This is a genomic window from Janthinobacterium sp. 1_2014MBL_MicDiv, from assembly GCF_001865675.1.
Classification (GTDB): domain Bacteria; phylum Pseudomonadota; class Gammaproteobacteria; order Burkholderiales; family Burkholderiaceae_D; genus Janthinobacterium.
The window spans coordinates 1,669,614-1,690,849 of the sequence record NZ_CP011319.1 but is presented as its reverse complement, the minus strand read 5'-3'; the positions used below and the strand labels follow the sequence as shown (position 1 = coordinate 1,690,849).

The 21,236-nt window shown below is 64.2% G+C and carries 18 protein-coding genes and 1 riboswitch; of the genes, 6 read left to right on the top strand and 12 right to left on the bottom strand.

Annotation, left to right across the window (positions count from 1 at the left end):
• Positions 1-35: 35 nt before the first annotated feature.
• Positions 36-524 carry a chemotaxis protein CheW gene (locus YQ44_RS07520; RefSeq protein ID WP_071322844.1) on the bottom strand — a complete coding sequence of 163 codons (489 nt, stop codon included), beginning with the start codon at positions 522-524 and terminating at the stop codon, positions 36-38.
• A 195-nt stretch (positions 525-719) separates the two neighbouring features.
• Between YQ44_RS07520 and arfB the strand changes: the two genes are divergently transcribed.
• Positions 720-1,118 carry an alternative ribosome rescue aminoacyl-tRNA hydrolase ArfB gene (arfB, locus tag YQ44_RS07515; RefSeq protein WP_071322843.1) on the top strand — a complete coding sequence of 133 codons (399 nt, stop codon included), beginning with the start codon at positions 720-722 and terminating at the stop codon, positions 1,116-1,118.
• On the opposite strand, the gene YQ44_RS07510 is transcribed toward arfB, so the two are convergent.
• Complete coding sequence (locus YQ44_RS07510; protein WP_198043884.1) at positions 1,115-2,980, bottom strand: flagellar assembly protein A; 1,866 nt, start codon at positions 2,978-2,980, stop codon at positions 1,115-1,117. The two genes, arfB and YQ44_RS07510, sit on opposite strands and share 4 nt — an antisense overlap.
• Positions 2,981-3,149: 169 nt before the next feature.
• Complete coding sequence (locus tag YQ44_RS07505) at positions 3,150-3,539, bottom strand: hypothetical protein (RefSeq protein WP_156894723.1); 390 nt, start codon at positions 3,537-3,539, stop codon at positions 3,150-3,152.
• Between the two features lie 264 nt (positions 3,540-3,803).
• On the opposite strand from YQ44_RS07505, the gene ompR reads away from it, so the two are divergent.
• Both ompR and YQ44_RS07495 read left to right on the top strand, forming a co-directional pair.
• Positions 3,804-4,505, top strand: coding sequence for an osmolarity response regulator transcription factor OmpR (gene ompR / locus YQ44_RS07500; RefSeq protein ID WP_223278807.1), 702 nt, complete (start codon positions 3,804-3,806; stop codon positions 4,503-4,505).
• Positions 4,506-4,518: 13 nt separating this feature from the next.
• A complete protein-coding gene (locus YQ44_RS07495; RefSeq protein WP_071322841.1) occupies positions 4,519-5,877 on the top strand; it encodes a sensor histidine kinase in 1,359 nt (452 codons plus the stop codon).
• Positions 5,878-6,010: 133 nt separating this feature from the next.
• On the opposite strand, the gene YQ44_RS07490 is transcribed toward YQ44_RS07495, so the two are convergent.
• Both YQ44_RS07490 and YQ44_RS07485 read right to left on the bottom strand, forming a co-directional pair.
• On the bottom strand, positions 6,011-6,490 hold the full coding sequence (locus YQ44_RS07490) for an Imm26 family immunity protein (protein ID WP_071322840.1): 480 nt from the start codon (positions 6,488-6,490) through the stop codon (positions 6,011-6,013).
• A gap of 212 nt (positions 6,491-6,702) precedes the next feature.
• Positions 6,703-7,008, bottom strand: coding sequence for a ferritin family protein (locus YQ44_RS07485; protein WP_071322839.1), 306 nt, complete (start codon positions 7,006-7,008; stop codon positions 6,703-6,705).
• 147 nt (positions 7,009-7,155) lie between these two features.
• On the opposite strand from YQ44_RS07485, the gene YQ44_RS07480 reads away from it, so the two are divergent.
• Positions 7,156-8,313 (top strand): iron-containing alcohol dehydrogenase, encoded by a 1,158-nt coding sequence (locus YQ44_RS07480; RefSeq protein ID WP_071322838.1) that lies wholly within the window; start codon positions 7,156-7,158, stop codon positions 8,311-8,313.
• 77 nt (positions 8,314-8,390) lie between these two features.
• A riboswitch (TPP riboswitch) is annotated at positions 8,391-8,488 on the top strand.
• Positions 8,489-8,574: 86 nt separating this feature from the next.
• Entirely contained in the window at positions 8,575-10,743 is a 2,169-nt protein-coding gene (locus tag YQ44_RS07475) for a TonB-dependent siderophore receptor (protein WP_071322837.1), read from the top strand.
• Here the strand turns inward: YQ44_RS07475 and YQ44_RS07470 are convergent.
• From YQ44_RS07470 to YQ44_RS07460, 3 genes are all read right to left on the bottom strand, one after another.
• Positions 10,740-11,291, bottom strand: coding sequence for an AAA family ATPase (locus tag YQ44_RS07470; RefSeq protein WP_232251110.1), 552 nt, complete (start codon positions 11,289-11,291; stop codon positions 10,740-10,742). The two genes, YQ44_RS07475 and YQ44_RS07470, sit on opposite strands and share 4 nt — an antisense overlap.
• A complete protein-coding gene (gene pnuC / locus YQ44_RS07465) occupies positions 11,288-11,899 on the bottom strand; it encodes a nicotinamide riboside transporter PnuC (RefSeq protein ID WP_071322835.1) in 612 nt (203 codons plus the stop codon). The genes YQ44_RS07470 and pnuC overlap by 4 nt, the downstream gene beginning before the upstream one ends.
• An 87-nt stretch (positions 11,900-11,986) precedes the next feature.
• Entirely contained in the window at positions 11,987-12,505 is a 519-nt protein-coding gene (locus tag YQ44_RS07460; protein WP_071322834.1) for a DUF2867 domain-containing protein, read from the bottom strand.
• A 79-nt stretch (positions 12,506-12,584) separates the two neighbouring features.
• On the opposite strand from YQ44_RS07460, the gene YQ44_RS07455 reads away from it, so the two are divergent.
• Positions 12,585-13,220, top strand: coding sequence for a TetR/AcrR family transcriptional regulator (locus YQ44_RS07455; RefSeq protein ID WP_071322833.1), 636 nt, complete (start codon positions 12,585-12,587; stop codon positions 13,218-13,220).
• 291 nt (positions 13,221-13,511) lie between these two features.
• Here the strand turns inward: YQ44_RS07455 and YQ44_RS07450 are convergent, their stop codons facing one another.
• From YQ44_RS07450 to YQ44_RS07435, 4 genes are all read right to left on the bottom strand, one after another.
• Positions 13,512-14,054 (bottom strand): DUF4303 domain-containing protein, encoded by a 543-nt coding sequence (locus YQ44_RS07450; RefSeq protein WP_156894722.1) that lies wholly within the window; start codon positions 14,052-14,054, stop codon positions 13,512-13,514.
• Between the two features lie 201 nt (positions 14,055-14,255).
• Complete coding sequence (locus YQ44_RS07445) at positions 14,256-16,412, bottom strand: S46 family peptidase (protein ID WP_442905897.1); 2,157 nt, start codon at positions 16,410-16,412, stop codon at positions 14,256-14,258.
• Positions 16,413-16,511: 99 nt separating this feature from the next.
• Positions 16,512-18,641 (bottom strand): PAS domain-containing sensor histidine kinase, encoded by a 2,130-nt coding sequence (locus tag YQ44_RS07440; protein ID WP_232251108.1) that lies wholly within the window; start codon positions 18,639-18,641, stop codon positions 16,512-16,514.
• The gene (locus tag YQ44_RS07435; protein WP_071322831.1) at positions 18,638-21,232 is read right to left on the bottom strand and encodes a chemotaxis protein CheB; all 2,595 of its coding nucleotides are present in this window, start codon (positions 21,230-21,232) and stop codon (positions 18,638-18,640) included. The genes YQ44_RS07440 and YQ44_RS07435 overlap by 4 nt, the downstream gene beginning before the upstream one ends.
• Between the last annotated feature and the right edge of the window lie 4 nt (positions 21,233-21,236).

The following is a 21,236-nucleotide window of genomic DNA, read 5'->3' as shown; positions in this document are numbered from 1 at the left end:
CGACGACAAAAGACGACTCGACGGGTCGTCTTTTTTTATGCCACCTGCATGGGGCTGGCGCTGCGGATGGCCATCAGGCGGTCGATGTCGACGAGGATCAGGCGGCGCCCCGCCACCTTGCCCACGCCCAGCAGATAATCGGCCTCGGTGTCGCCCAGGCCGGGCACGGGAGCAATGTCGCCGGGCGCCAGGCTGACGATATCGGTGACGCCATCGACCACCATGCCCATCACGCCATTGCTCAGCTGCAGGATGATCACGTCGGTGGCGGGGTCGGGCGTGCCCTGCATGCTGCCGAACGCGGCGCGCATGTCGACGATGGGAATGATCACGCCGCGCGACACGGCCACGCTTTGCAAGACTTCCCCTTCCGAGGAAAAACGGTCGAGCTCCTTGAGCGGACGCAATTCCCGCACGCAGCGGTAATCGAGGCCATATTCGAGGCCGCCCAGCCGGAAACTCAGGTATTGCACGGTGCTACGTTCCGCCGCTCCTGCGGCGCCAGCGGTCGTCGTGGGCTGCATGATGATCCTTTCATCCGGTAAGCGCTGCCAGGATGCGCAGTGGCGCAACGTTGGCCCATGCTAACCAGCATCGCCGCAGCCGGCGTTGAGAAACATCAACTTTCCCGGAAGACATCATCGGCCGGCAAGCCCGCCCTTGCGCCGGCGCAGCCATCTTCCCTTACAATAGCCGCACCGTTTCCCCACAGGCAGGCCATGCAACACCTCGTCAATCCCGCTGAAGTCGAATTTTCCGCCATCCGCGCCCAGGGCCCGGGCGGGCAGAATGTCAACAAGGTCTCCAGCGCCATCCACCTGCGCTTCCCCATCGCCGCCTCGTCGCTGCCGGACGCGTACAAGGAACGCCTGCTGGCCCTGCGCGACAGCCGCATCAGCAAGGATGGCGTGCTGGTGCTCAAGGCGCAGCAGTCGCGCAGCCAGGAACAGAACAAGGAAGAAGCCCTGCGCCGCTTGCAGGAAATCATCGACAGCGTGACTTTCCTGCCCGCCGTGCGGCGCGCCACCAAGCCCACGCGCAGCTCGCAGCGGCGCCGCCTCGACAGCAAGAGCACGCACAGCATCTTGAAACAGTCGCGTGGCAAGGTCACCGACTAGCCGCCCGGCGGCGGCGCATACGTCCAGTCCAGGGTTCCCGTGCTGTCGGCAAACACCAGCTGGGTGGCCGGCGTGGCGCTGCGCAGCAAGGCCTTGATTTCCTTCGGCGGCCGGTCGTAGACCTTGGCCGGCCCGCGCGGCACGACCATGGCGCGCACCGTCGTCTCGCCATCGACCAGACCCAGCGTGCAGCGCGACTGGCCGGCCATGGCCTGGCGCTCCTGGCGCAATTGCGCCACCAGCGCCAGCATCTGCGCCTGCAGGATTTCAGACTGTTTCACTTCCACGCGCAGGCGCGCCACTTCCTTCAGCACGGGCGCGATGCGCGCGGCCAGCTTGTCGTACTGTAACTGCTGTGCCGGCTGCAGCTGCAGTTCGCCGCGCCGCAGCTGGCCCGCCAGGGTCAGGTAGTTGCGCACCTCGGGCAGCTGCGCGATGGCATCGATTTCCTGCTGGCGCTTGTCGCGCATCTGCAGGTATTGCGCGCCCCTGGCCAGGCTGTCGGCGATCTTCTGCTCCAGGCTGCTCAAATCGGGCACCAGCGGAAACAGCAGCATTTCCACCTGCTTGCGCGGCCCGGCGCTGCCGACCTTGATGGTGCGGGCCGCCACGGCGCAGCCTTCGGCCAGCTCGATGACGACGTCGTCGGCGATGATCTCGCAATTGCTGGCGTGGTCGATCACCACGCGCGTGCCGGCGATGACGCAGCTTTCCGCGCGCCGCAAGTGCACCTCGCCGCTCAGCGACTGCACCACGGAGCCGGACGCCACGCCCTCGATGCGCACGTCGCCGTGCTCGTTGAAGGCCGTGCCGCCCACCAAGTTGCGATGGAGCAAGATCAAGCCGCCATGCGAGTGCAGATGGCCATACACGTCGCCGTGGATGGTGATGTCGCTGCCGTCGAGCTGGCGCTGCTCCTGCACCTCGCCATATTCCTCGTACGCGGCGCGCAGCTTCAGGTTGCCCGTGGTGCGGCTGCTGACGCCTTCGCGGCTGACGATCTTGTTCTCGACGGAAATCTTGCCCTGCTCATCGACATTCACGTAGCCATCTAGCGTGGCCACGATGAAGTCGCCATCGCTGAAATGCTCGGCCACCGTGCCCACGCCCGCTGCCGCCGCCAGGTCCAGCTCCAGCGGCGCGGGCGGCGGCAGCACGTTGCCGGCCAGGTCGTAGCCGGGCTGGCCGGGCGCCCCCGGCAGCAGGCGCAGCAGGCGTGCATGTTTTTTCACTTGCGGGAAGCGGTTCTTGAAGCTGAGCAAATCGAGCCGGCCGTCGGGACGCTCGCGCGGCGCATCGTCGCGGTGGATGCCCTGCGACACCTCGACCAACTGGGCGTCGCGCCCCGGCTGCGGCGGCAGCGCGCGCGCCACCGTGATGCGCTCGGCCTTGCCAGTATCGAGGATGGCGCGCACGGCAACGCTGTCGAGGCCGTAGAGCACGCCCTTGCCCCACAGGTCGGCCACCAGCTCGTCAAATTCGCGGCGCGCCGGCACCTGGCCATCCGCATCGGCCGCCAGCGCCTCAAAGTAAAACTCGGCCACGTCGCCGCGGATCTTGACCTGTTTATACAGGGCCCGCCGCGCGGCCGGGAATGGCGCCACGCGGGCGGCGACGCGCAGCAAGGCGTCTCCCTTGGGCGCGGCGCGCGGCACCGGCGCATGGAATAGTGTCAGCAGGAACAAGGGGTAGTCGAGGCCGGCCAGCAGCTGGCCGGACAGGAACAGCTGGCCAACGGCGGCGCGCAACTGGGCGGGCGCCAGGGAAAGGTCAAAGAACGCGCCGTCGTGGCGCTGGACGAGGCCATGCGGCAAGCTGGCCGCGTGGGCCGCATCTGGAACGGGCGTGTCGTCGTCGCTCACCACTTGCCTCCCCCAAAACAGAAAACTTGCCAAATTGCACTTACTCAGTACACTTGAACAATATCACGGGGCGTGGCGGCGTGCCTGACTCAGCAAAAAATCGGGCCACCAAATGCAAACAGGGCCAAGTCTTTCGAGATGGCCCTGTCGGATGGATTGCCGAAAATAGTTATCGGCGTGGCGGGTTGGAATAGATGTCCTGGCCCACTTCATTGATCTGGCGGCGCAGGTCGCGGCGCTCGTCGGGCGTCATGCGGCCCGTGCGGCGCGATGCCTCGGCGCCGTCGTTGGCGCGGCGCTGCTCTTCGGCACGCGTGTCGAAGCTGCGTGCGTCACGTTGTTCGCGCAGTCGCGTATCATTACTGCGTTGCACCTGTTCGTAACGCTGGGCCTGCATTTGCTGCTGTTGCTGCTGCTGGTCGTCGCGGCGTGGCGGTTGGTTTTGCGCGTGCGCCAGGCTGGCCGCCAACACGGAACAAACGGCGAACGTGGACAGCACGGCACGTGCGAAGGCTGATGCGCTGGGAGCGGCGTGAATTTTTGGGGTAACGATATTCATTGAGTTCCTCTTCCGCGATGCCGTATAAACTTAAAGCTGATTTCCACTGTGGCCCCAGTGTATGATGCTTTACACGGTGCAGTAAGAGTAATTGGGTAAAGTTTGTAACAGTTTGTAATGGGTCGCCACAGCCCCTTGCCGACGCCGCGCGAGGCGTTACTATAGCAACTAATATAAGATAACACGACACCCTAAATGACCACAACCTCCACAACCGGCAGCAATGCAAATACGCAATCGATCCATGGCCACCAGGCGAAAATCATGGTGGTGGACGACGATGTGCGCCTGCGCGACCTGCTGCGCCGCTACCTGACCGAGCAAGGTTTCAATGTCTTCACGGCCGAGAGCGCCACTGCGATGAACAAGCTGTGGCTGCGCGAGCGCTACGACCTGCTCGTGCTCGACCTGATGCTGCCCGGCGAAGACGGCCTGTCGATCTGCCGCCGCCTGCGCGGCGCGGGCGACCAGACGCCGATCATCATGCTGACGGCCAAGGGCGAAGACGTGGACCGCATCGTCGGCCTGGAAATGGGTGCCGACGACTACCTGCCGAAACCGTTCAATCCGCGCGAACTGGTGGCCCGCATCGGCGCCGTGCTGCGCCGCAAGGGTCCCGATGAAATCCCGGGCGCGCCGTCGGAAACGCCGCAAACCTTCGAATTCGGCGATTTCGTGCTGGACCTGGGCACGCGCACCTTGAAAAAGAATGGCGAAACGGTGCCGCTGACAACCGGTGAGTTTTCCGTGTTGAAAGTATTTGCCCGCCATGCGCGCCAGCCGCTGTCGCGCGAAAAGCTGATGGAACTGGCGCGCGGACGCGAATACGAAGTCTTCGACCGCAGCCTGGACGTGCAAATCTCGCGCCTGCGCAAGCTGATCGAGCCTGATCCGTCGAGCCCGCTGTTCATCCAGACCGTGTGGGGCCTCGGCTACGTCTTCATCCCGGACGGACAGCCGCGCTGATCGCTGGCGAGGCATGATGAAGCTTGTTCCCGATATCAGCCTGGCACGGCTGAAAAGCGGCCTGTTCTGGCGCACCTTTTTGCTGCTGGGTACGTTGACCACCGTCAGCATGATCGCCTGGATCGGCATGATTTCCGTCATCCAGCGCGAGCCGCAGGCGCAGCAGATTTCCGCCCAGGTCATTTCCGTCGTCACCATCACGCATGCGGCCCTGACGCACTCGGCGCCCGAGCTGCGGCGCGAACTGCTGTTCGACCTCGTCAGCAACGAAGGCATCCGCATCTTCCCGCTGGAAGAGGATGACCGCATCGAGCCGCCGCCCGACAATTACCTGATGCCCGACATCGAGGCGCTGGTGAAGGCCAAGCTGGGCGAGGACACGCGCTTTTCCGCGCGCGTCAACGGCGTGGCCGGCTTCTGGGTCAGCTTCAAGATCGACGACGACGAATACTGGCTGATGCTCGAGCGCGAGCGCCTGCGCGGCCTGACGGGCTTCCAGTGGCTGGGCTGGGCCAGTCTCGTATCCTTGCTGTCCGTGCTGGGCGCGGCCATCATTTCCAGCCTGATCAATCTGCCGCTGTCGCGTTTGACGGCGGCCGCGCGCGATATCGCCAAGGGCAAGCAGCCGGCGCCGCTGCCGGAAAAAGGCCCGATCGAGATCATCGAGGCGAACCGCAGCTTCAACCAGATGGTCGACGACCTGCAGCAGGTGGAATCGGACCGCGCCGTGATCCTGGCCGGCATCTCGCACGATTTGCGCACGCCGCTGGCGCGCATGCAGCTGGAAGTGGAAATGGCGAACCTGTCGGACGAGGCGCGCGAAGGCATCCAGTCCGATATCGGGCAGATGGACGCCATCATCGGCCAGTTCCTCGACTACGCCAGGCCGACGGAAGCGTCGAGTTTTACGAATGTGGACTTGAGCGGCTTGCTCAGCGACATGGCGCGCGAAGCGATGCGCCTGCCCGACGTGAAGATCAATGCGACGATCGCCGATGGCGCGCAGGCGATGGGCAATGCCACGGACCTGCGCCGCGTGCTGAACAACCTGATCGAGAATGCGCGCCGCTATGGCAAGACGCCGGGCAGCGACGTGACGGAAATCGACATCGCCTGCCAGGTGCGCACCAGCCATGGCGCGAAAAAAGTCATCATCGAAGTGCAGGACCATGGCACCGGCGTGCCGGCGGAAAAGATCGAGCAGCTGCTGAAACCCTTCACCCGCCTCGACACGGCGCGCGGCCAGGCAAACGGTGCCGGGCTGGGCCTGGCCATCGTCGACCGCGTGCTGCTGCGCCACGGCGCCGAACTGCAGGTGCGCAACCGCGAAGGCGGCGGCCTGGCGTTTCAGATCAGCTTGCCGGCGGTATAAGCGGCGTAGGTCGGATCGGCGAGGTCTTGCCTCGCGTAATCCGACAACATTGTTGGCTATTCCTGTCGGATTGCGCGCCAGGCGCCAATCCGCCTACGCTGCCGGCTCCGGCGTCTCCGCCGCCCGACAACGGTCAAGCGGACGCCTGCTCCTGCGCCAGCAATTTATTCATCAACAATTCCGTGGCCCCGTAACCGTACAGGGAATCGCTTTCCATGCCCGGCGTATCGAAGGGTATCGATTCCTCGCGGTCCAGCTTGGCCGGATCGGCGTCCGCATAGCTGGCGCGCCACGCGCGCTGCAGCGATTCGTTACGGCGGATAAACGCCGGCATGGGCCAGGCGGCGCGGTTCCAATGGCGGCTGTCGCCCAGCAGGGGCCAGCGTTCGTTGAGCAGGGCCATGTCGCCCGTGCGCAGGCGGCGCACGGCCTGCTCCGGCTGCAAGGCTTCCAGTTCATCCAGCGCGGGCAGGCTGTCGCGCTTCGGCCCGAACATATACGCCAGCATGATGCGTCCGGCAGGCGCCGTGCGCGCCACCACGCCGACGGCATAGCCGCCGCCCGGCAAGGGCACGGCAAACCAGCTGCCTTCTCGGTATGGTAATGACTTCATATAAAACCCTCAGGAAGACGCCGGGCAACGGCGACTGCGCGGCGCGATTTGCGGCCTCCGGTGCTCGCTGTACCTCAGTACAGTTCCGCTCCTCGGCCACAACGCGCATCCGCTCGCAACGCCGCTCGCCGACGTTAAATTCAATTAGGGCCACAGTCTACGCGAAGCAAGGCCGGTGTGGCGCATGGTACGCCACGGCAACAAACCAATAGTTACGATACTTTTTCATCATAATGATACTGGGCCACGATGGGGCCCGCCTTGAACAGCGCTTCCTTCATTTCCTTGTCCAGGCGCGCGTCGCGGCGGCGCATCCATTCGAGCAGCATGGCGACTTCCTTGCGGCTGGTATCGCCCGCATGCGCGAGCACGCGGCGCAGTTCCGGGTCGGTGCACGCCTCGAAGCGCTGGCTGTTCAGGTCCAGCGCTTGCAGCGCGGCGATGGCGGCGCCGATGGCGCGGTGCATGTCGAGCGCGGTGGCGGGCAAATCGGATTCTTCCAGTGGGACGGTGGTCATGCGGCTTCCTTTTCGCGTAGTGGGTGATATGGCCTGCGCTGCATTCTCCGCCGCGCGGGCGAAAAGCTCAAGCGCCCACGACACGTTTCGCCCCGTTCGGCCATAATCATGGCTCGGCATTAGCCTACACATCGCAGCGGGAGCCCCATGTTCAATTTCGATTTCTACAATCCGACGCAAATCCTCTTCGGCCAGGGCCAGATCGCCGCCATCACGGCGCTGATCCCGCCGCAGGCGAGGGTGCTGATGACGTATGGCGGCGGCAGCATCAAGCAGAACGGCGTCTACGATGAGGTGCGCGCGGCGCTGGCCGGCCACACGGTGCTGGAATTTGCCGGCATCGAACCGAATCCCAGCTATGAAACCCTGATGCAGGCCGTGGCCCTCGTGAAAAGCGAGCGCATCGATTTCCTGCTGGCCGTCGGCGGCGGTTCCGTGGTCGACGGCACCAAGTTCATCGCCGCGGCCGCGCTGCATGAAGGCGAGGCCTGGGACATCCTGGCGAAAGGCGGCAAGATCGTCGACGCCGCCCTGCCCTTCGGCACCGTGCTGACCCTGCCGGCCACGGGTTCCGAAATGAATGGCTCGGCCGTGATCACGCGCAAGGCCACGCAGGAAAAGCGCTCGTTCATGAGCCGCAAGGTCTATCCTAAATTCTCGGTGCTGGATCCCACGAAGACGTTCACCCTGCCGCTGCGCCAGGTGGGCAATGGCGTCGTCGATGCCTTCGCGCATGTGATGGAGCAATACCTGACCTACCCCGTCAACGCGTCCGTGCAAGACCGCTTCGCCGAAGGCATCCTGCTGACCCTGATCGAGGAAGGCCCGAAGGCCCTGTCCCACCCGGACGACTACGACGTGCGCGCCAACGTGATGTGGAGCGCCACCCTGGCCTTGAATGGCCTGATCGGCGTGGGCGTGCCGCAGGACTGGTCCACGCACGCCATCGGCCATGAATTGACGGCCCTGTACGAGCTCGATCACGCGCAGACGCTGGCCATCATCCTGCCCAGCATGTTGCGCGTGCGCAAGCAGGCCAAGCGCGCCAAGCTGCTGCAGTACGCGGCCCGCGTGTGGGGCCTCGACGGCGGCGACGAGGATGGCCGCATCGAGGCGGCCATCGCGCGCACGGAATTCTTCTTCCGCCACATGGGCGTCAAGACGCGCCTGGCCGACTATGGCCTGAACCATGCCAGCGTGGACGCCGTCGTGGCGGCACTGGAAGCGCACGGCATGACGGCGCTGGGCGAGCAGCGCGAAGTGACGCCCGCCGTCAGCCGCAAGGTGCTGGAGCTGAGCCTGTAGCCTGGTTTTAGAATCTGCCCACACTGTTGTAAAACGGTCAGCCAGCGGGACAGCGGGCCGTGGTTCATGCTAAGCTGTCGTTTCGCTAGGGGTCCTGGAGTCGTTATCCGGGTGAGAGATACCCTTCGTACCTGATCTGGATAATGCCAGCGAAGGAAAGCGCAAAGTACCTCCCTCCTTTGATAGCTCCTGCGTTGGCGCCAGCCGAACAAGCAGCCTGCCGTGCTCTTTCCCAGAGACGGCTTGAACCACGAGCAATCTATGTCCACACCGAATTTATCTGCGCATTTTTCACGTCCTGTACTGACCCTGGCCATCCTGCACGCGTTTGCCGCGCCCGCCCTGGCCGTCAATGACACCGCCGAAGCCGATGCGCAAAGCATGACCGAAGTCATCGTCACGGCCAGCAAGGCGCCGGCCGCCAAGCGCGCCTCCGTGGGCGGCTTTTCCGACGCGCCGCTGCTGCAGACGCCGGCCAGCGTCACCGTCATCGGGCAAAAAGAATTGCAGGACCTGCAGATCCGCAATCTCAGCGATGCCGTCAAGCTCGACGCCAGCATCAACGATTCCTACAACGCCGTCGGCTATGCGGAACAGTTTACGATACGCGGCTTCAAGCTCGACACCAATTCCAGCTACCGCAAGGATGGCGTCGCCATTCCCGGCGACACGCAAATTCCGCTGGAAAACAAGGAACGCATCGAAGTGCTGAAGGGCCTGGCAGGCTTGCAGGCAGGCATGGCCGCGCCGGGCGGCGTGATCGACTTCATCGTCAAGCGCCCGACGAATGCGCCGCTGCGCACGGTCACGCTGGAAGCGCGCGAACGGGGCACGCTGTACGGCGCCGTCGACGTGGGCGGACGCCTGGAAGACACGCGCTTCGGCTACCGCGTCAACGTGGCGGCCGAGCGCCTGCGCTCCTACATCAAGGGCGCCGACGGCAACCGCAAATTCATTTCCGGCGCCTTCGACTGGCAAATCTCGCCGCAGGCGCTGCTGCAACTGGACGCCGACTACCAGGACAAGGCGCAAGTGACGGCGCCCGGCTTCCAGCTGCTGAGCAACGGCCGCCTGCCGTCGAACGTCAGCGCCGACACCATGCTCAACAAGCAGCCGTGGACGCACCCGGTGGAAACCGTCACCAGCAACGTCGGCCTGCGCTTCCAGTACGCGTTCAACGACGACTGGCATGCCACCGTCTCCGCCAACCAGCACTCGTTCAAGCGCGACGACTATACGGCCTACCCGTACGGCTGCAGCCCGGAAGGCTGGGACCCCGTGTTCTGCAGCAACGGCGACTTCTCCGTCTGGGATTTCCGCAGCCTGGGCGAGACGAAAAAGCCGCTGAGCGCGCAAGCCATGATCCAGGGCAAGTTCGCCACGGGCAGCCTGCGCCATGAATTCACGGCCGGCGTGTCGTATTTCAACCGCAAGGACCGTGCCGGCAAATACGTGTACGACGAAGTGGGCATCAGCAATATCTACCGTCCCGTCATCGTCGCCCCGTCCGACGGCGTCACGGGCCCCGTGCGCCTGGTGCGCAACGACAAGGAAAAATCCGTCTTCGTGCAGGACATCGTCAGCCTGGCGCCGAACTGGAAACTGCATGGCGGCTTGCGCCACATCGATGTCGATGGCTACCAGTATGTATTGAAGGCCGACAAGGAAATCCGCGCCAAGCACGACTTCCTGCTGCCGAACGTGGCGCTGGTGTACAACCCGCAAGACAATATCGCCGTGTATGCGTCCTACTCTCAGGGCATGGAACACGGCGGCACGGCCGACCGCTATGCGGAAAACGCCAACGTGGAACTGACGCCGAGCCGCTCGAAGCAGATCGAGTTCGGCGTGAAGATGGACGTGACGCCGGACTTCATGGTGGCCGCCAGCCTGTTCCAGATCCGCAAGGGCCTGGAATTCAACCAATACCTCGACAGCAGCAAAACCGCGTACAACTTCGTGCGTGCCGGCCAGGCCCAGCACCGTGGCCTGGAACTGTCGGCCCAGGGCAAGGCATCCGCCAACCTGCAGCTGGGCGCGTCCCTGACGGCCCTGAACAGCCAGCAGTCGGACACGGGCAATGCGGACCTGGACGGCAAGCGCGTGCCCAACGTGCCGGCCCTGAAGGCGGCCGTGCGCGCCGACTACGCCGTGCCGCAAGTGGCGGGCCTGAACGTCAATGGCAGCTGGGAATATGCGGGCAGGAAAGCCTTTGAGTACAGCAACACCACCTTCGTGCCGTCGTACAGCGTGTTCAACGTGGGCGCCGCCTACGCCACGCGCCTGGCCGGCACGCCCGCCGTGCTGCGCGCCAGCGTCAACAACCTGACGGACAAGTTCTACTGGCGCGACGTGACGCCGGAAGCGGGCGGCTACCTGTTCCCGGGCGCCAGCCGGACATTGAAGGTGTCGGCGCAGTTCGACTTTTAATTGAGGGGAATGGCAGGCGCTGCAACGAGCGCCTGCTGCAGCAAGGGTGCCGCCTGTGCCAGGCGCGCATCCAGGCTGTCATGCAGCACATGGTAGGCGATGCCGCGTGCGTCGAGTTCCTCGAGCAGCAAGCGGTAGATCAGCTGGCGCACGGCTTCCGACTCGCGCTGCAAGCCGTCGGCCACCCACGGGCTGTCGGGCGCCGTGACCAGGGTCAGGCCATAGTGGTAGTCGTCGGCCAGGGCGGCCAGCGGCGCATCGATGCCATGGAAGTAATGGCGGCTGTAGACGGCCGTCATCAGCGGCGTCGTGTCGCAAAATAAAAATTGCCGCGCCTGCGCGGCGGCCGCGTTTTCCCGCTCCAGCTGCATGCGGGCGATGCCATACTGGTCGGATGCCACGGGCACCCTGCCTTGCGTTTCCACAAACTCACGCAGGTATTCCGGCACCCACACGCTGCCATAACGCTCGGCCAGGGCGGCCGCCAGGGTCGACTTGCCCGACGATTCCGCGCCCAGGATGGCCACGCGCACGCAACGCCCGGTCACTTGAGGACCATGGCGTCTGGCGCGGCCGGCGCCGCCTTGCGCCACGCCAGCAGGCCGATGATGGCCATCACGACAAAGAACGCATACAGCACGGCCGTCAGGGTCAGGCCCTTGTGCAGGTACAGCCACACATACAGCACGTCGACGATGATCCAGGCGACCCAGTTTTCCAGTTTCTTGCGCGACAGCAGGAATTGACCGACCAGGCTGCCCGCCGTCAGAAAGCCGTCCGCGTGGGGCACGTCCGTGTCCGTCGTCGTCAGCAGCCAGGAAATGAGCAGGAAGCCGACCAGCCAGCCGACGGCGCAGGCTAGCCAGCCACGGCCATTCAGGCGCGTCACGGGCAGGGTCTTGCCGCCGCTGGCCGGGTGCAGCCACTGGTACCAGCCCCAGAACGAGACGGTGATGAACAGCAGCTGCAAGGCCATGTCGCCATACAGGCGCGACTCGAAAAACACGAAACCGTAGGCGGCCGAGGAAATGATGGCGAACAGCCACGCCCAGTGGTTCTGGCGGATGTTCAGCGCAACGGTTGTCAATGCCAGGACAAAGGAAATCAGTTCAAGCGGCGTGGTGGCAAAACCCAGCAGGAGAAGCGTATCGTTCATGGGAATCGTGATGAGGCTGGTGGCGCAGTATGCAATACCGGGCATGAATAAGCAAGATTGCCCCTGCCGTCCGCCGCCAGTCCCCGCTCAGACGAAGCCCATCCTGGCCGTGCGCGCCAGCGAACGCCGCACGATCAGCTTGTGAAACGGGCGGATCAGCAGGATGTACGCGCGCCCCACCCGGTTATGGCAGTGCACGACGCTGGCCAGGGTCACGCTGCCATGCCGCCCCGCCTCCCTGTTGCGCAGCACCGACAAACGGAAATCGAGGTGGCTGTCATCCTCGCCCACGATGATCTCGTCGTCGCTGACGGCAAAGATGCGGAAGATGCCGATGCGTTTGCCTGGCTTCGCTTCCATCTGCTTCGCCGTCTTGATGCCGAACAGCGCCACGATGGCGTCGCGCAGCACCATCAGCTTTTGCGCCCAGCCCGGCTGGCTGCCCAGCAGCATGCGCGCCAGGCTTTCCATGTCCAGCTCCCGCGCGCGCGCGTTCGGCAAATCGACGGCATACGCGTCGGCCAGGTGGCTGCCCGGGTACAGGGGGGCGATGCCGGCGCCGGTCGGCAGGGCCACGGTGCGGACGGCGATGTGCATCTCTTGCATGCGATCTCCATGTTTTCAGTGATAACATGAACATCATACACGACAATGTGAACAGCGATAACATGCAATGGAAACAGCGATGAGCAACACCAGTACTTACCATCACGGCAACCTGCGCGACACCCTGGTCGCCGCCACCATCGCCCAGCTGGCGCAGCAGAGCGACGCCGCCCTGTCGCTGCGCGAACTGGCGCGCACGGTAGGCGTGTCGATCGCCGCCGTGTACCGCCACTTCCCCAGCAAGGAAGCCCTGCTGGCCGAGGTGGCGGCGGCCGGCTTCGCCAGCCTGATCGCCACATGGGAGGCCGAATTGCCGCCGCCGGGCAGCCTGCCCGCCGAACAGCGCTTTCAGCTGCTGGGCCAGCAATACATCGAATTCGCCCTGGCCGCGCCCGCCCACTACCGGCTGATGTTCGAACACCAGGACGTGCGCCAGTTCCCCGCCCTGCAGGAGGCGGCGCAGGCGTGTTTCCAGTACGTGCTGCAGACGGCGGGCGCGGCCGTGCGCGAGGCGGGCCTCGATGCGCGCTGGGACAAGGCCGCCGCCAGCGCCGGCTGGTCGCTGGGCCACGGCTACGTGATGCTGCTCCTGAGCGGCCGCCTGGCCATGACGGACGGCGGCGACGATCTGTCGCCGGCCATGGTGCCGCGCTTCTTTCAGTTGCCGGTGGAAGCGTTGCGGCCCGCGCAGCCGCAAGCGGGAGAACAACAATAGCAATGATGACAGGCAATCGCGTTGCCGGCCGCACCTGCTGTCATGTGCCGCCCTGCGTGGCGGCTGTCGCGCCAGCACCTCTGCGGCAGGCATGATGCCGCTGCGCCGGAGAAGCAGCGTATGTGCGGCAGGATGCCGCCCTGCGTGGCGGCCGGGATCCTGCGCTCGGGGATGGAGGAATCAGGCTATGGCGAGTCCTGATATGGCATGCAAGCCGCCGTTGCAGCGGAGGCCATTTTCAGGGGCTGCCGGCGGCGCCGCCTTGCAGGTGTCCCTGCCCGCACCGCCCCGTCATGCGTCGCTGTTCGCTGCCGCCAGCCGCACCTGCTCGAGCAGCCGCTCCTCTGCATCGGTATCGGCATCGACTTGCGTGACCACGGTCCAGAAACCCGCGCATGTCTTGATCTGGTCGAAGGCCTGGCTCGTTTCCAGCCGCACCATGGTTTTCCTGAGGCTGTGCAGATAGCCTTCCTCGATGGCGCCCAGCTGCTCGTCATCGGCGGCGTCGATCAGCTCGATCAGCGCGCCGTCGATCCTTGCGCAGCCATCCGTCCAGAGTTGTCCCATTTCCGGCACATCGACCTCCATGCATTCGTTCGACCAGTCGGGAGGGTAATAGTCGCGCTTCCGGCTATCGGGATCGGTATCCAGGCTCAGCGAAATGGATGGGAACGATACGGCGTTGAAGGCAAATGCTGAAAATGTCTGATCCTTGAAAGCGGACGCGCCAAGCGCCGCCAGCGACGCGCGGGCCAATTGGAACCACGTCTCTTCAACGTCGTATGCCGTTTCAAACGTGTGCCAGTCAAGCGGCGAATCGGGAGTCATGGGCATGGCGGGGCCTGTCGGAAAAATGGTGGTGGAAAGTGAGGGCAATTATACGATGCCCCTTCAAGGCGACAGGCGGCTCTGCGGTGTGCGGTGCAGCGACCGCCACCCGGCAAATAAAGGCGCCTGCGCGCCCTGCGCCCCGCATAAAAAAAGCCGCATCCCCCGATCAGGCGGATGCGGCTTTGCGCTAGCGCAAGTGACAGCTTACTTCTTCGCAGCCTTGGCCGCCTGCGGATACTTGACCGTCATTTCCTGCAGCAGATTATCCGCGTGGTCCACTTCCTTCATCACCCACAGCAGATAGCGGATGTCGAGGTGGATGGCGCGCGTGATGGCCGTGTCGAAGTACCAGTCCTTGGTGATCGATTCATACGTCGAATCGAAGTTCAGGCCGATCAGTTCGCCACGCTTGTTCATCACGGCCGAGCCGGAATTGCCGCCCGTGGTGTCGGCGCTGGTCAAGAAGTTGACGGGCACGGTGCCCAGCACCGGGTCGCGGAACTGGCCATAGCGTTTTGCCTTGACGGCGTCGAGCAGCGCTTGCGGCGCTTCGAACGGGGCCTTGCCCGTGACTTTCTCGACGATGCCTTCCACGGTCGTGAACGGCCCCTTGGTGATGCCGTCGCGCGGCGAGAAGGCCGAAACGGTGCCGTACGTCACGCGCAGGGTCGAGTTGGCGTCAGGATACACCGGCTTGCCTTGCGATTTCTTCCAGGCAATCACAGCTTGCATGTATTGCGGAATCACGCGCTCCAGGTTGCCGTCGATTTCCTTGCGGCGCTCTTCCAGCGCCATTTCCACCGGCTGCAGCTTGATGGCCAGTTGCATGAAGGCGTCGTCGGACTGGGCAATCGCAGCCTGGTCCTTGTCCAGCCAGGCCAGGCGCTTGGCCGTGTCGGCCAGTTGCGTCTGCTGGTACAGGGCCGCCACGGCCGCCGGCGCCGGCAGCAGCGCGTCCAGGCCTTGCGGATGGCTCTTCGCCGCCAGCTGGGCGTAGCGCTTCAGGCCCGCCTCAAAACGCGCCTGGTCGACCTTGTTGACGTACGACTGCTCCAGGCGCGCCAGGCGGGCCTTGATGAACGCCAGGTCGCGCTGCTGGAAGCCCGATTCGCGCTCGGCGTCCGGCTTCTGGCGCTCCTGCGACAAGCGGTACAGCGAGCGCGCGCTCTTCAGCAGGTCGCTGTTGGTGGCCACGGACCAGGCGAACTCTTCTTCGCTGAGGGCCATGTCGCTGGCGATCGCCGCGTCCAGTTCGGCCAGCAGGGTCGACGAGACATTCGGCTGCTTGGCGTACCAGGCGCGGAACTCGGCATCCTGGCCATCCTTGATGGCGGCGATATCCTTGCGCGCGAAGCCGTCGAGCAAGCCCTGGGTTTTCTTCAGCACGTTGTTGATGCTTTTCACCACGCTGGCGTAGCGCACGGCGGCCGCCGCGTCGCCATTCGTGGCGTCGGCCATCACGGCCAGGTCGGCTTGCAGTTCCGACACTTTCAGCGGGAAGGCGGTATCGCGCGCGAAGCGGATTTCCGACGGCAGCTTGTAGCGGCTCGTGCGGCCGGGGTAGCCCGCCAGCAAGATGCCGTCGCCGGCCTTCAAGCCTTCGGCCGAGACCACCAGGAAATCCTTCGATTTGTAGGGCACGTTGTCCGGCGACGGGTCGGCCGGACGGCCATCCTTGCCCACGTAGGCGCGCAGGAACGAGTAGTCGCCCGTGTGGCGCGGCCATTCGTAGTTGTCGATGTCGCCGCCGAAGTTGCCGATCTTGTCCGATGGCGCGTACACGAGGCGCACGTCGCGTATCATCATCTGGCGGATGCGGTAGTACTCGAGGCCGCGGTGGAAGGCGGGCACGGAGCAACGGTACATCTTGTCCGTCTCGCATTCGGCGATCAGGTCCTTGATGCGCTTTTCCACGGCTTCATGGCGCGCGCGGCCCGTCATGTCGGCCGTCAAGCCTTTCAGGACGCGCTCGCTGACGTTTTCCACCTTGTCCGTCACATACACGAGGCTGTTCGGACCGCCCGGCAGCTCTGCGGCGCGCGTCTTGGCCAGGAAGCCGTTGGTGATGTAGTTGTGTTCGGGCGTCGAATTGCGCTGGATGGCGCCGTAGGCGCAATGGTGGTTCGTCACCACCAGGCCCGCGTCGGAGACGAACGCGGCCGAGCAGCCGCCGAGCGAAACGATGGCGCTCATCGGGTGCTTGCTCAAGTCTGCCAGTTTCTCGGCAGGAATCTCGATGCCCACTCTTTTCAATTCGGATTTCAGCTGCGGCAGTTGGTGTGGTTGCCACTGCCCTTCGTCGGCGTGTGCGCCGGCGAACGCGCCCAGCAAGGCGACTGGTAAAACGATTGTTTTGAACAAGATATGCCCCTCCATAAAAAGCAGGCGAAAGTATAGCCTGTCCAGCCTGCATGAGTCGGCAAAAATTATCCTGCTGCAATTACTGTATCGATTGCCGCATCAAACGGCCGGCCGCCCCGCGCCTTGCAAGGGAATCTGCAGGGCCAGCCGGCAACCGTCGCCCGAGGCCGGCGTGCCCACCTCGAAGTGCCCGCCCAGCGCCGTCACCCGCTCGGCAATGCCGATCAGGCCAAAGCACTGTTTCTTGCGCTGCTGCTGCGGCGTGATGCCGATGCCGTTGTCGCTGATGGCCACGTACACGGCGCAGGCATCCGAACTGAGCTCGATCTCGACCTGGCTGGCCTGGGCATGGCGCATGACATTGCTGAGCGCTTCCTGCACGATGCGGAACAGCACGATCTCGACCTGGCTGCCGATGGCGGCGAACAGGGCTTCGTCGCGGATCAGCAGGCGGCAAGCGACGCCGCTGCGCTTGCGGAAGTCGCCCACCTGCCATTCGATGGCGGCCTGCAAGCCCAGGTCCAGCGCCATCGGGCGCAATTCGTTCATGATGCCGCGCACGCTCTTGATGGTCGTGTCGACATTGCTGAGTACGGCGCCGACGCGGCCGTGCAGGCGCGGATGCGAGCCTTCCGTGCGCGCGCTGAGCATGGAGATGTCGATGCGCAGCGCCAGCAGGTTTTGTCCCAGTTCATCGTGGATATCGCGCGAGATGCGCTTGCGCTCGTCTTCCTTGGCCGTCTCCAGGTGCAGCGCCAGCTGGCGCAGCTGGGCGTGCGACTGGCGCAGCGCGCCATCCATCAGCTTGCGTTCGGTGATATCCGTGTGCGCCACCACCACGCGCAGCGGGCCTTCGCCGAGGAAACGGCTGACCCTGGCCTGCGACCAGCGCGGCCCGCTGCGCGCGGCGAATTCGTATTCCAGCGCATACGCGTCGGTGCCGCCCGTGATGACGGAGCGGATGCCGGCAGCCAGTTCGCGTCCGGCGCTGCGCTGCCAGCGCGCATCCGTCTCGCAAAATTCCAGGTAATGCAGCGGCCTTTCCATCTGCCCGACAAAGGCCAGGCAAGCCTGATTCGCATGCACGACGCTGCCCGCCTGGTCCAGCACCAGCACGCGGTCCGTCAGCGAATCGATGGTGGCGTGGAAGAAACGCTCCGCATCGCGCAAGGCTTCCTGCGCCCGCTCGCGCTGCTGCACTTCCAGCTGCAGGTGCTGGTTGGCCCGCAGCAGCTCGGCCGTGCGGTCGATGACGCGCTGGTCCAGTTCGCGGTGCAGCTCGCGCAAGGCGGCCTCGGCCAGCTTGCGTTCCGTGATATCGGAAAACACGCCGACAAAGTGGCTGATGGCGCCGTCCGGCGTGCGCATCGGCGTGATCGACAGCGACTCGACGAAACGCTCGCCGTTCTTGCGCCGGTTGACCAGTTCGCCATACCAGCTGCCATCCTGCTGCAGGCTGCGCCACATGGCTTCATAAAACTGCGGCAGGTGCGTGCCGCCGCCGAGGAAGGATGGGTCGCGCCCGATCGCCTCTTCCGCCTGGTAGCCGGTGATGGCCGTGAAGGCGGGATTGACGGAAATGATGCGGTTGCCGCTGTCCGTCACCAGCACGCCTTCGCGGATGGTGTCGAGGATGACGAAGGCGCGCCGCAGCGCCGACTCGCGCGCATGCTCGTCGCCCAGGTCCGTCACCAGCATGCGCGCCGTGGCGCTGGCGGTGTCGAAATTGGCTTCGATGCGCACCATGCCGCCCGTGCCGCCCGCTTCGCCTTCGAACAGCTGCGCTTCGAGCACTTGCCGCGCGCCGCTGGTGAAGACGGTGTCGAGGAAGCGCCGGAAGCCGCCCTGCGCATGCGGCGCGACGAACTGCTCGAAGCGCCGCCCCAGCAATTGGTTCTTGTCGCGTTGCAACAAGCCGCAGGCCGCCACGTTGGCGCGCGTGATGACGCCCTCGCGCGCCAGCGAAAAATAACTGACGGGCGCCTGTTCATACAGCTGCGCATAACGGTCGCGGCTGCTTTCAAATTCATTCTTCAGCTGTTCCAGCTCGGCCAGCGCCGCGCTCTGCATCTCCAGCTCGATCTGGCTCACCTGCAGCTCATGCAGCTGACGCATCACCTCTTCATTCGACAGCACCGGCGGCACCTGCCGGCGCAACTCCGCCGCCAGTTGTTCGGCCTGCTCCCTCAGCCTGGCCGGCGTGAGTCCGCCGTCGAATGGCTCGCTCATGGCACGCTCGCGCCGCCATTGCCTGCAGCCGCGCCGCCGGACTGGATCTGGCGCAGCTGGGCTTCCAGCAGTTTCGATTCCGTGATGTTGATGAAAGTCACCACCACGCCGTCGATCACATTTTCTATCGTGCGGTACGGCATGATGCGCACGTTATACCAGCGCCCCGTCTTGGTCTGCACCTGGCGCTCGCAAAACACGAGGCTGCGGATGACTTCCAGCGCATCCGCTTCCAGGCCAGGGTAGTCGAGGTCGTTGACGATGTCGCTGAGCGGCCGGCGCAAGTCCGTCTGGATCAGCTTATAGATTTGCGTGGCCGGCGCCGTAAAGCGGCGGATGCGCAAGGCGCTGTCGAGGAAAATGGTGGCGATATCGGTACTATTGAGCAGATTCTTCATGTCGCTATTGACCAGCGACAAATCATCGACCTTCGATTGCAGTTCCGCATTGACCGTGTACAGCTCTTCGTTGAGCGACTGCATCTCTTCCTTCGAGGTGGTCAGTTCCTCGTTCGTCGATTGCAATTCCTCGTTGGTCGACTGCAATTCCTCGTTGGCCGACTTCAGCTCCTCGCGCGAGGTCTGCATCTCGTCGCGCACGGCCTGGATTTCATTGCGCGCCTGCACCAGCTGCTGTTCCAGCTCCAGCACCTTGGGATTGGGCGAGCGGCCGCGGCGCGCCTCGGCCACCAGCGGCACGCTGGAAAACGTGACGAAGACCATGCCGCGCAGCGACTCGGGCTGGCTCAGCGCCTCGGCGCTCAGGTCCACGCCCAGCGACTGCCCCAGATGGTCCTTCACCACCAGGCCCTTCAGGCGCACCATGCTTTCGCTTTGCAGGGCTTGCTTGATGAGGTCGGCCAGTTCGTAGCGCAAGCCTTCGCGCGCCATCGCATGGATATTCCAGTTGGCCTTGCCGGCCGCCGGCTCGAGGAAGGCGCCCGTGCGGCCATTGATATACAGGATGTCCCCCTCCTGGTTCAGCAGCGCGGCGGCCGGTGAATATTTCTGGAGCAATAATTGCTCGACATGGGCTTGGATCTTTCCAGTCATGCTGACTTCTCTCGTGTCGCTCGGTGCCGGCGGCGAGGCCGCCGAAACCTTGGTGGGGAAATAGGTGGGCAGGCGCTGGCGCGCCAGATTGTCGAGGCGGCGGTACAGCCGGGTCGACGTGGTCAGCGGCGAAAACAGGTCGGAAAAATGACCGGGCGTATCGGCGCTACCCAGCAACAAGATACCATCGCGGTTCAAGGCGTAGTGAAACAGCGGAATCAAGCGTTGCTGCAGCTTGGCATTGAGATAAATCAACAGATTGCGGCAGCACAGGATGTCGAGCTTGGTAAACGGCGGGTCCGAAATGATGTTTTGCTGGGCAAAGATGATCATGTTGCGGATCTCTTTCTTCACAAAGTAATCGTTCTTCTCCAGCACAAAGAAACGCTCGATGCGCTCGGCGGACACGTCGCTGCGGATGGTTTGCGGAAAACGTCCCTGGCGCGCGCGGTCGATGGCGTCGGCCGACAGGTCGGTGGCAAAGATCTGCAGGCTGTACTTCGACGGCGGATTGATGTCGGCCACCACTTCGTGGAACACCATCGCCAGCGAATACGCTTCCTCTCCCGTGGAACAGGCCGGTATCCAGGCCTTGAAGGCGCGTCCGTCCGGGTGGGCTGCCAGCATCTGCGGCAAGGCCACCATCTTCAGGTATTCCCACACTTTCTGGTCGCGGAAAAAGCTCGTCACGCCGATCAGCAATTCCTTGAACAGCAAATCGATTTCCGTAGGGTTGGCGCGCAAGTACGGCGCATATTCGTCCATCGACGTCATCTGATACAAGCTCATGCGGCGCTCGATGCGGCGCAGCACCGTATTGATCTTGTAATCCGTGAAACTGTTACCCGTATGTTCGGTCAGCAAGCCGACGATGTCCTGCAGCGAATTGCGCCCGCTCGGTTCGTGGCCGGGCGAACTGAGGAAACTGCTGCGGAACAGGTAGTTGATGATCTTTTCCGGCATCTTCTCGGGCAGATCGATCAAGTCCACCACTTCGGCGGCAATCGCGCTTTGCGGCATCATGTCGAACTTGGCCGTGTCCGGGTACTGCGCCAGGGTCAGGCCGCCCGCGTGCTTGATGGCTTGCAGGCCCCGCGTGCCGTCGCTGCCCATGCCGGAAAAAATCACGCCCACGGCCAATTCCCCCAGTTCGCTTGCCAGGCTTTCGAAAAAAGTGTTGATCGGCAAGCGGTGCCCGCGCAGCTGCACCGGCTCGCTGAGCACGAAACGCCCCCTGGACAGGCTCAGGTCGGCATTCGAGGGAATCACATAGATATGGTTGGGGCGCAATTCCGCCTGGTGCGTGATTTCCGCGACGGGTATGCTGGTGGCGCGCTGCAGCAGTTCCGGCAGCATGGCCTTCTGCGTGGGATCGAGGTGCTGGACCACCACATAGGCGATGCCGCTTTCCTGCGGCACATTGGCCAGGAAAGCGACTATCGGGTCGAGTCCGCCGGCGGAAGCGCCGATGGCCACCACGGGAAAGACGATGGCGGCCACCTCGGGGACGGACAATGTGCTGTGTTTGCTGCGTGTCATCGTC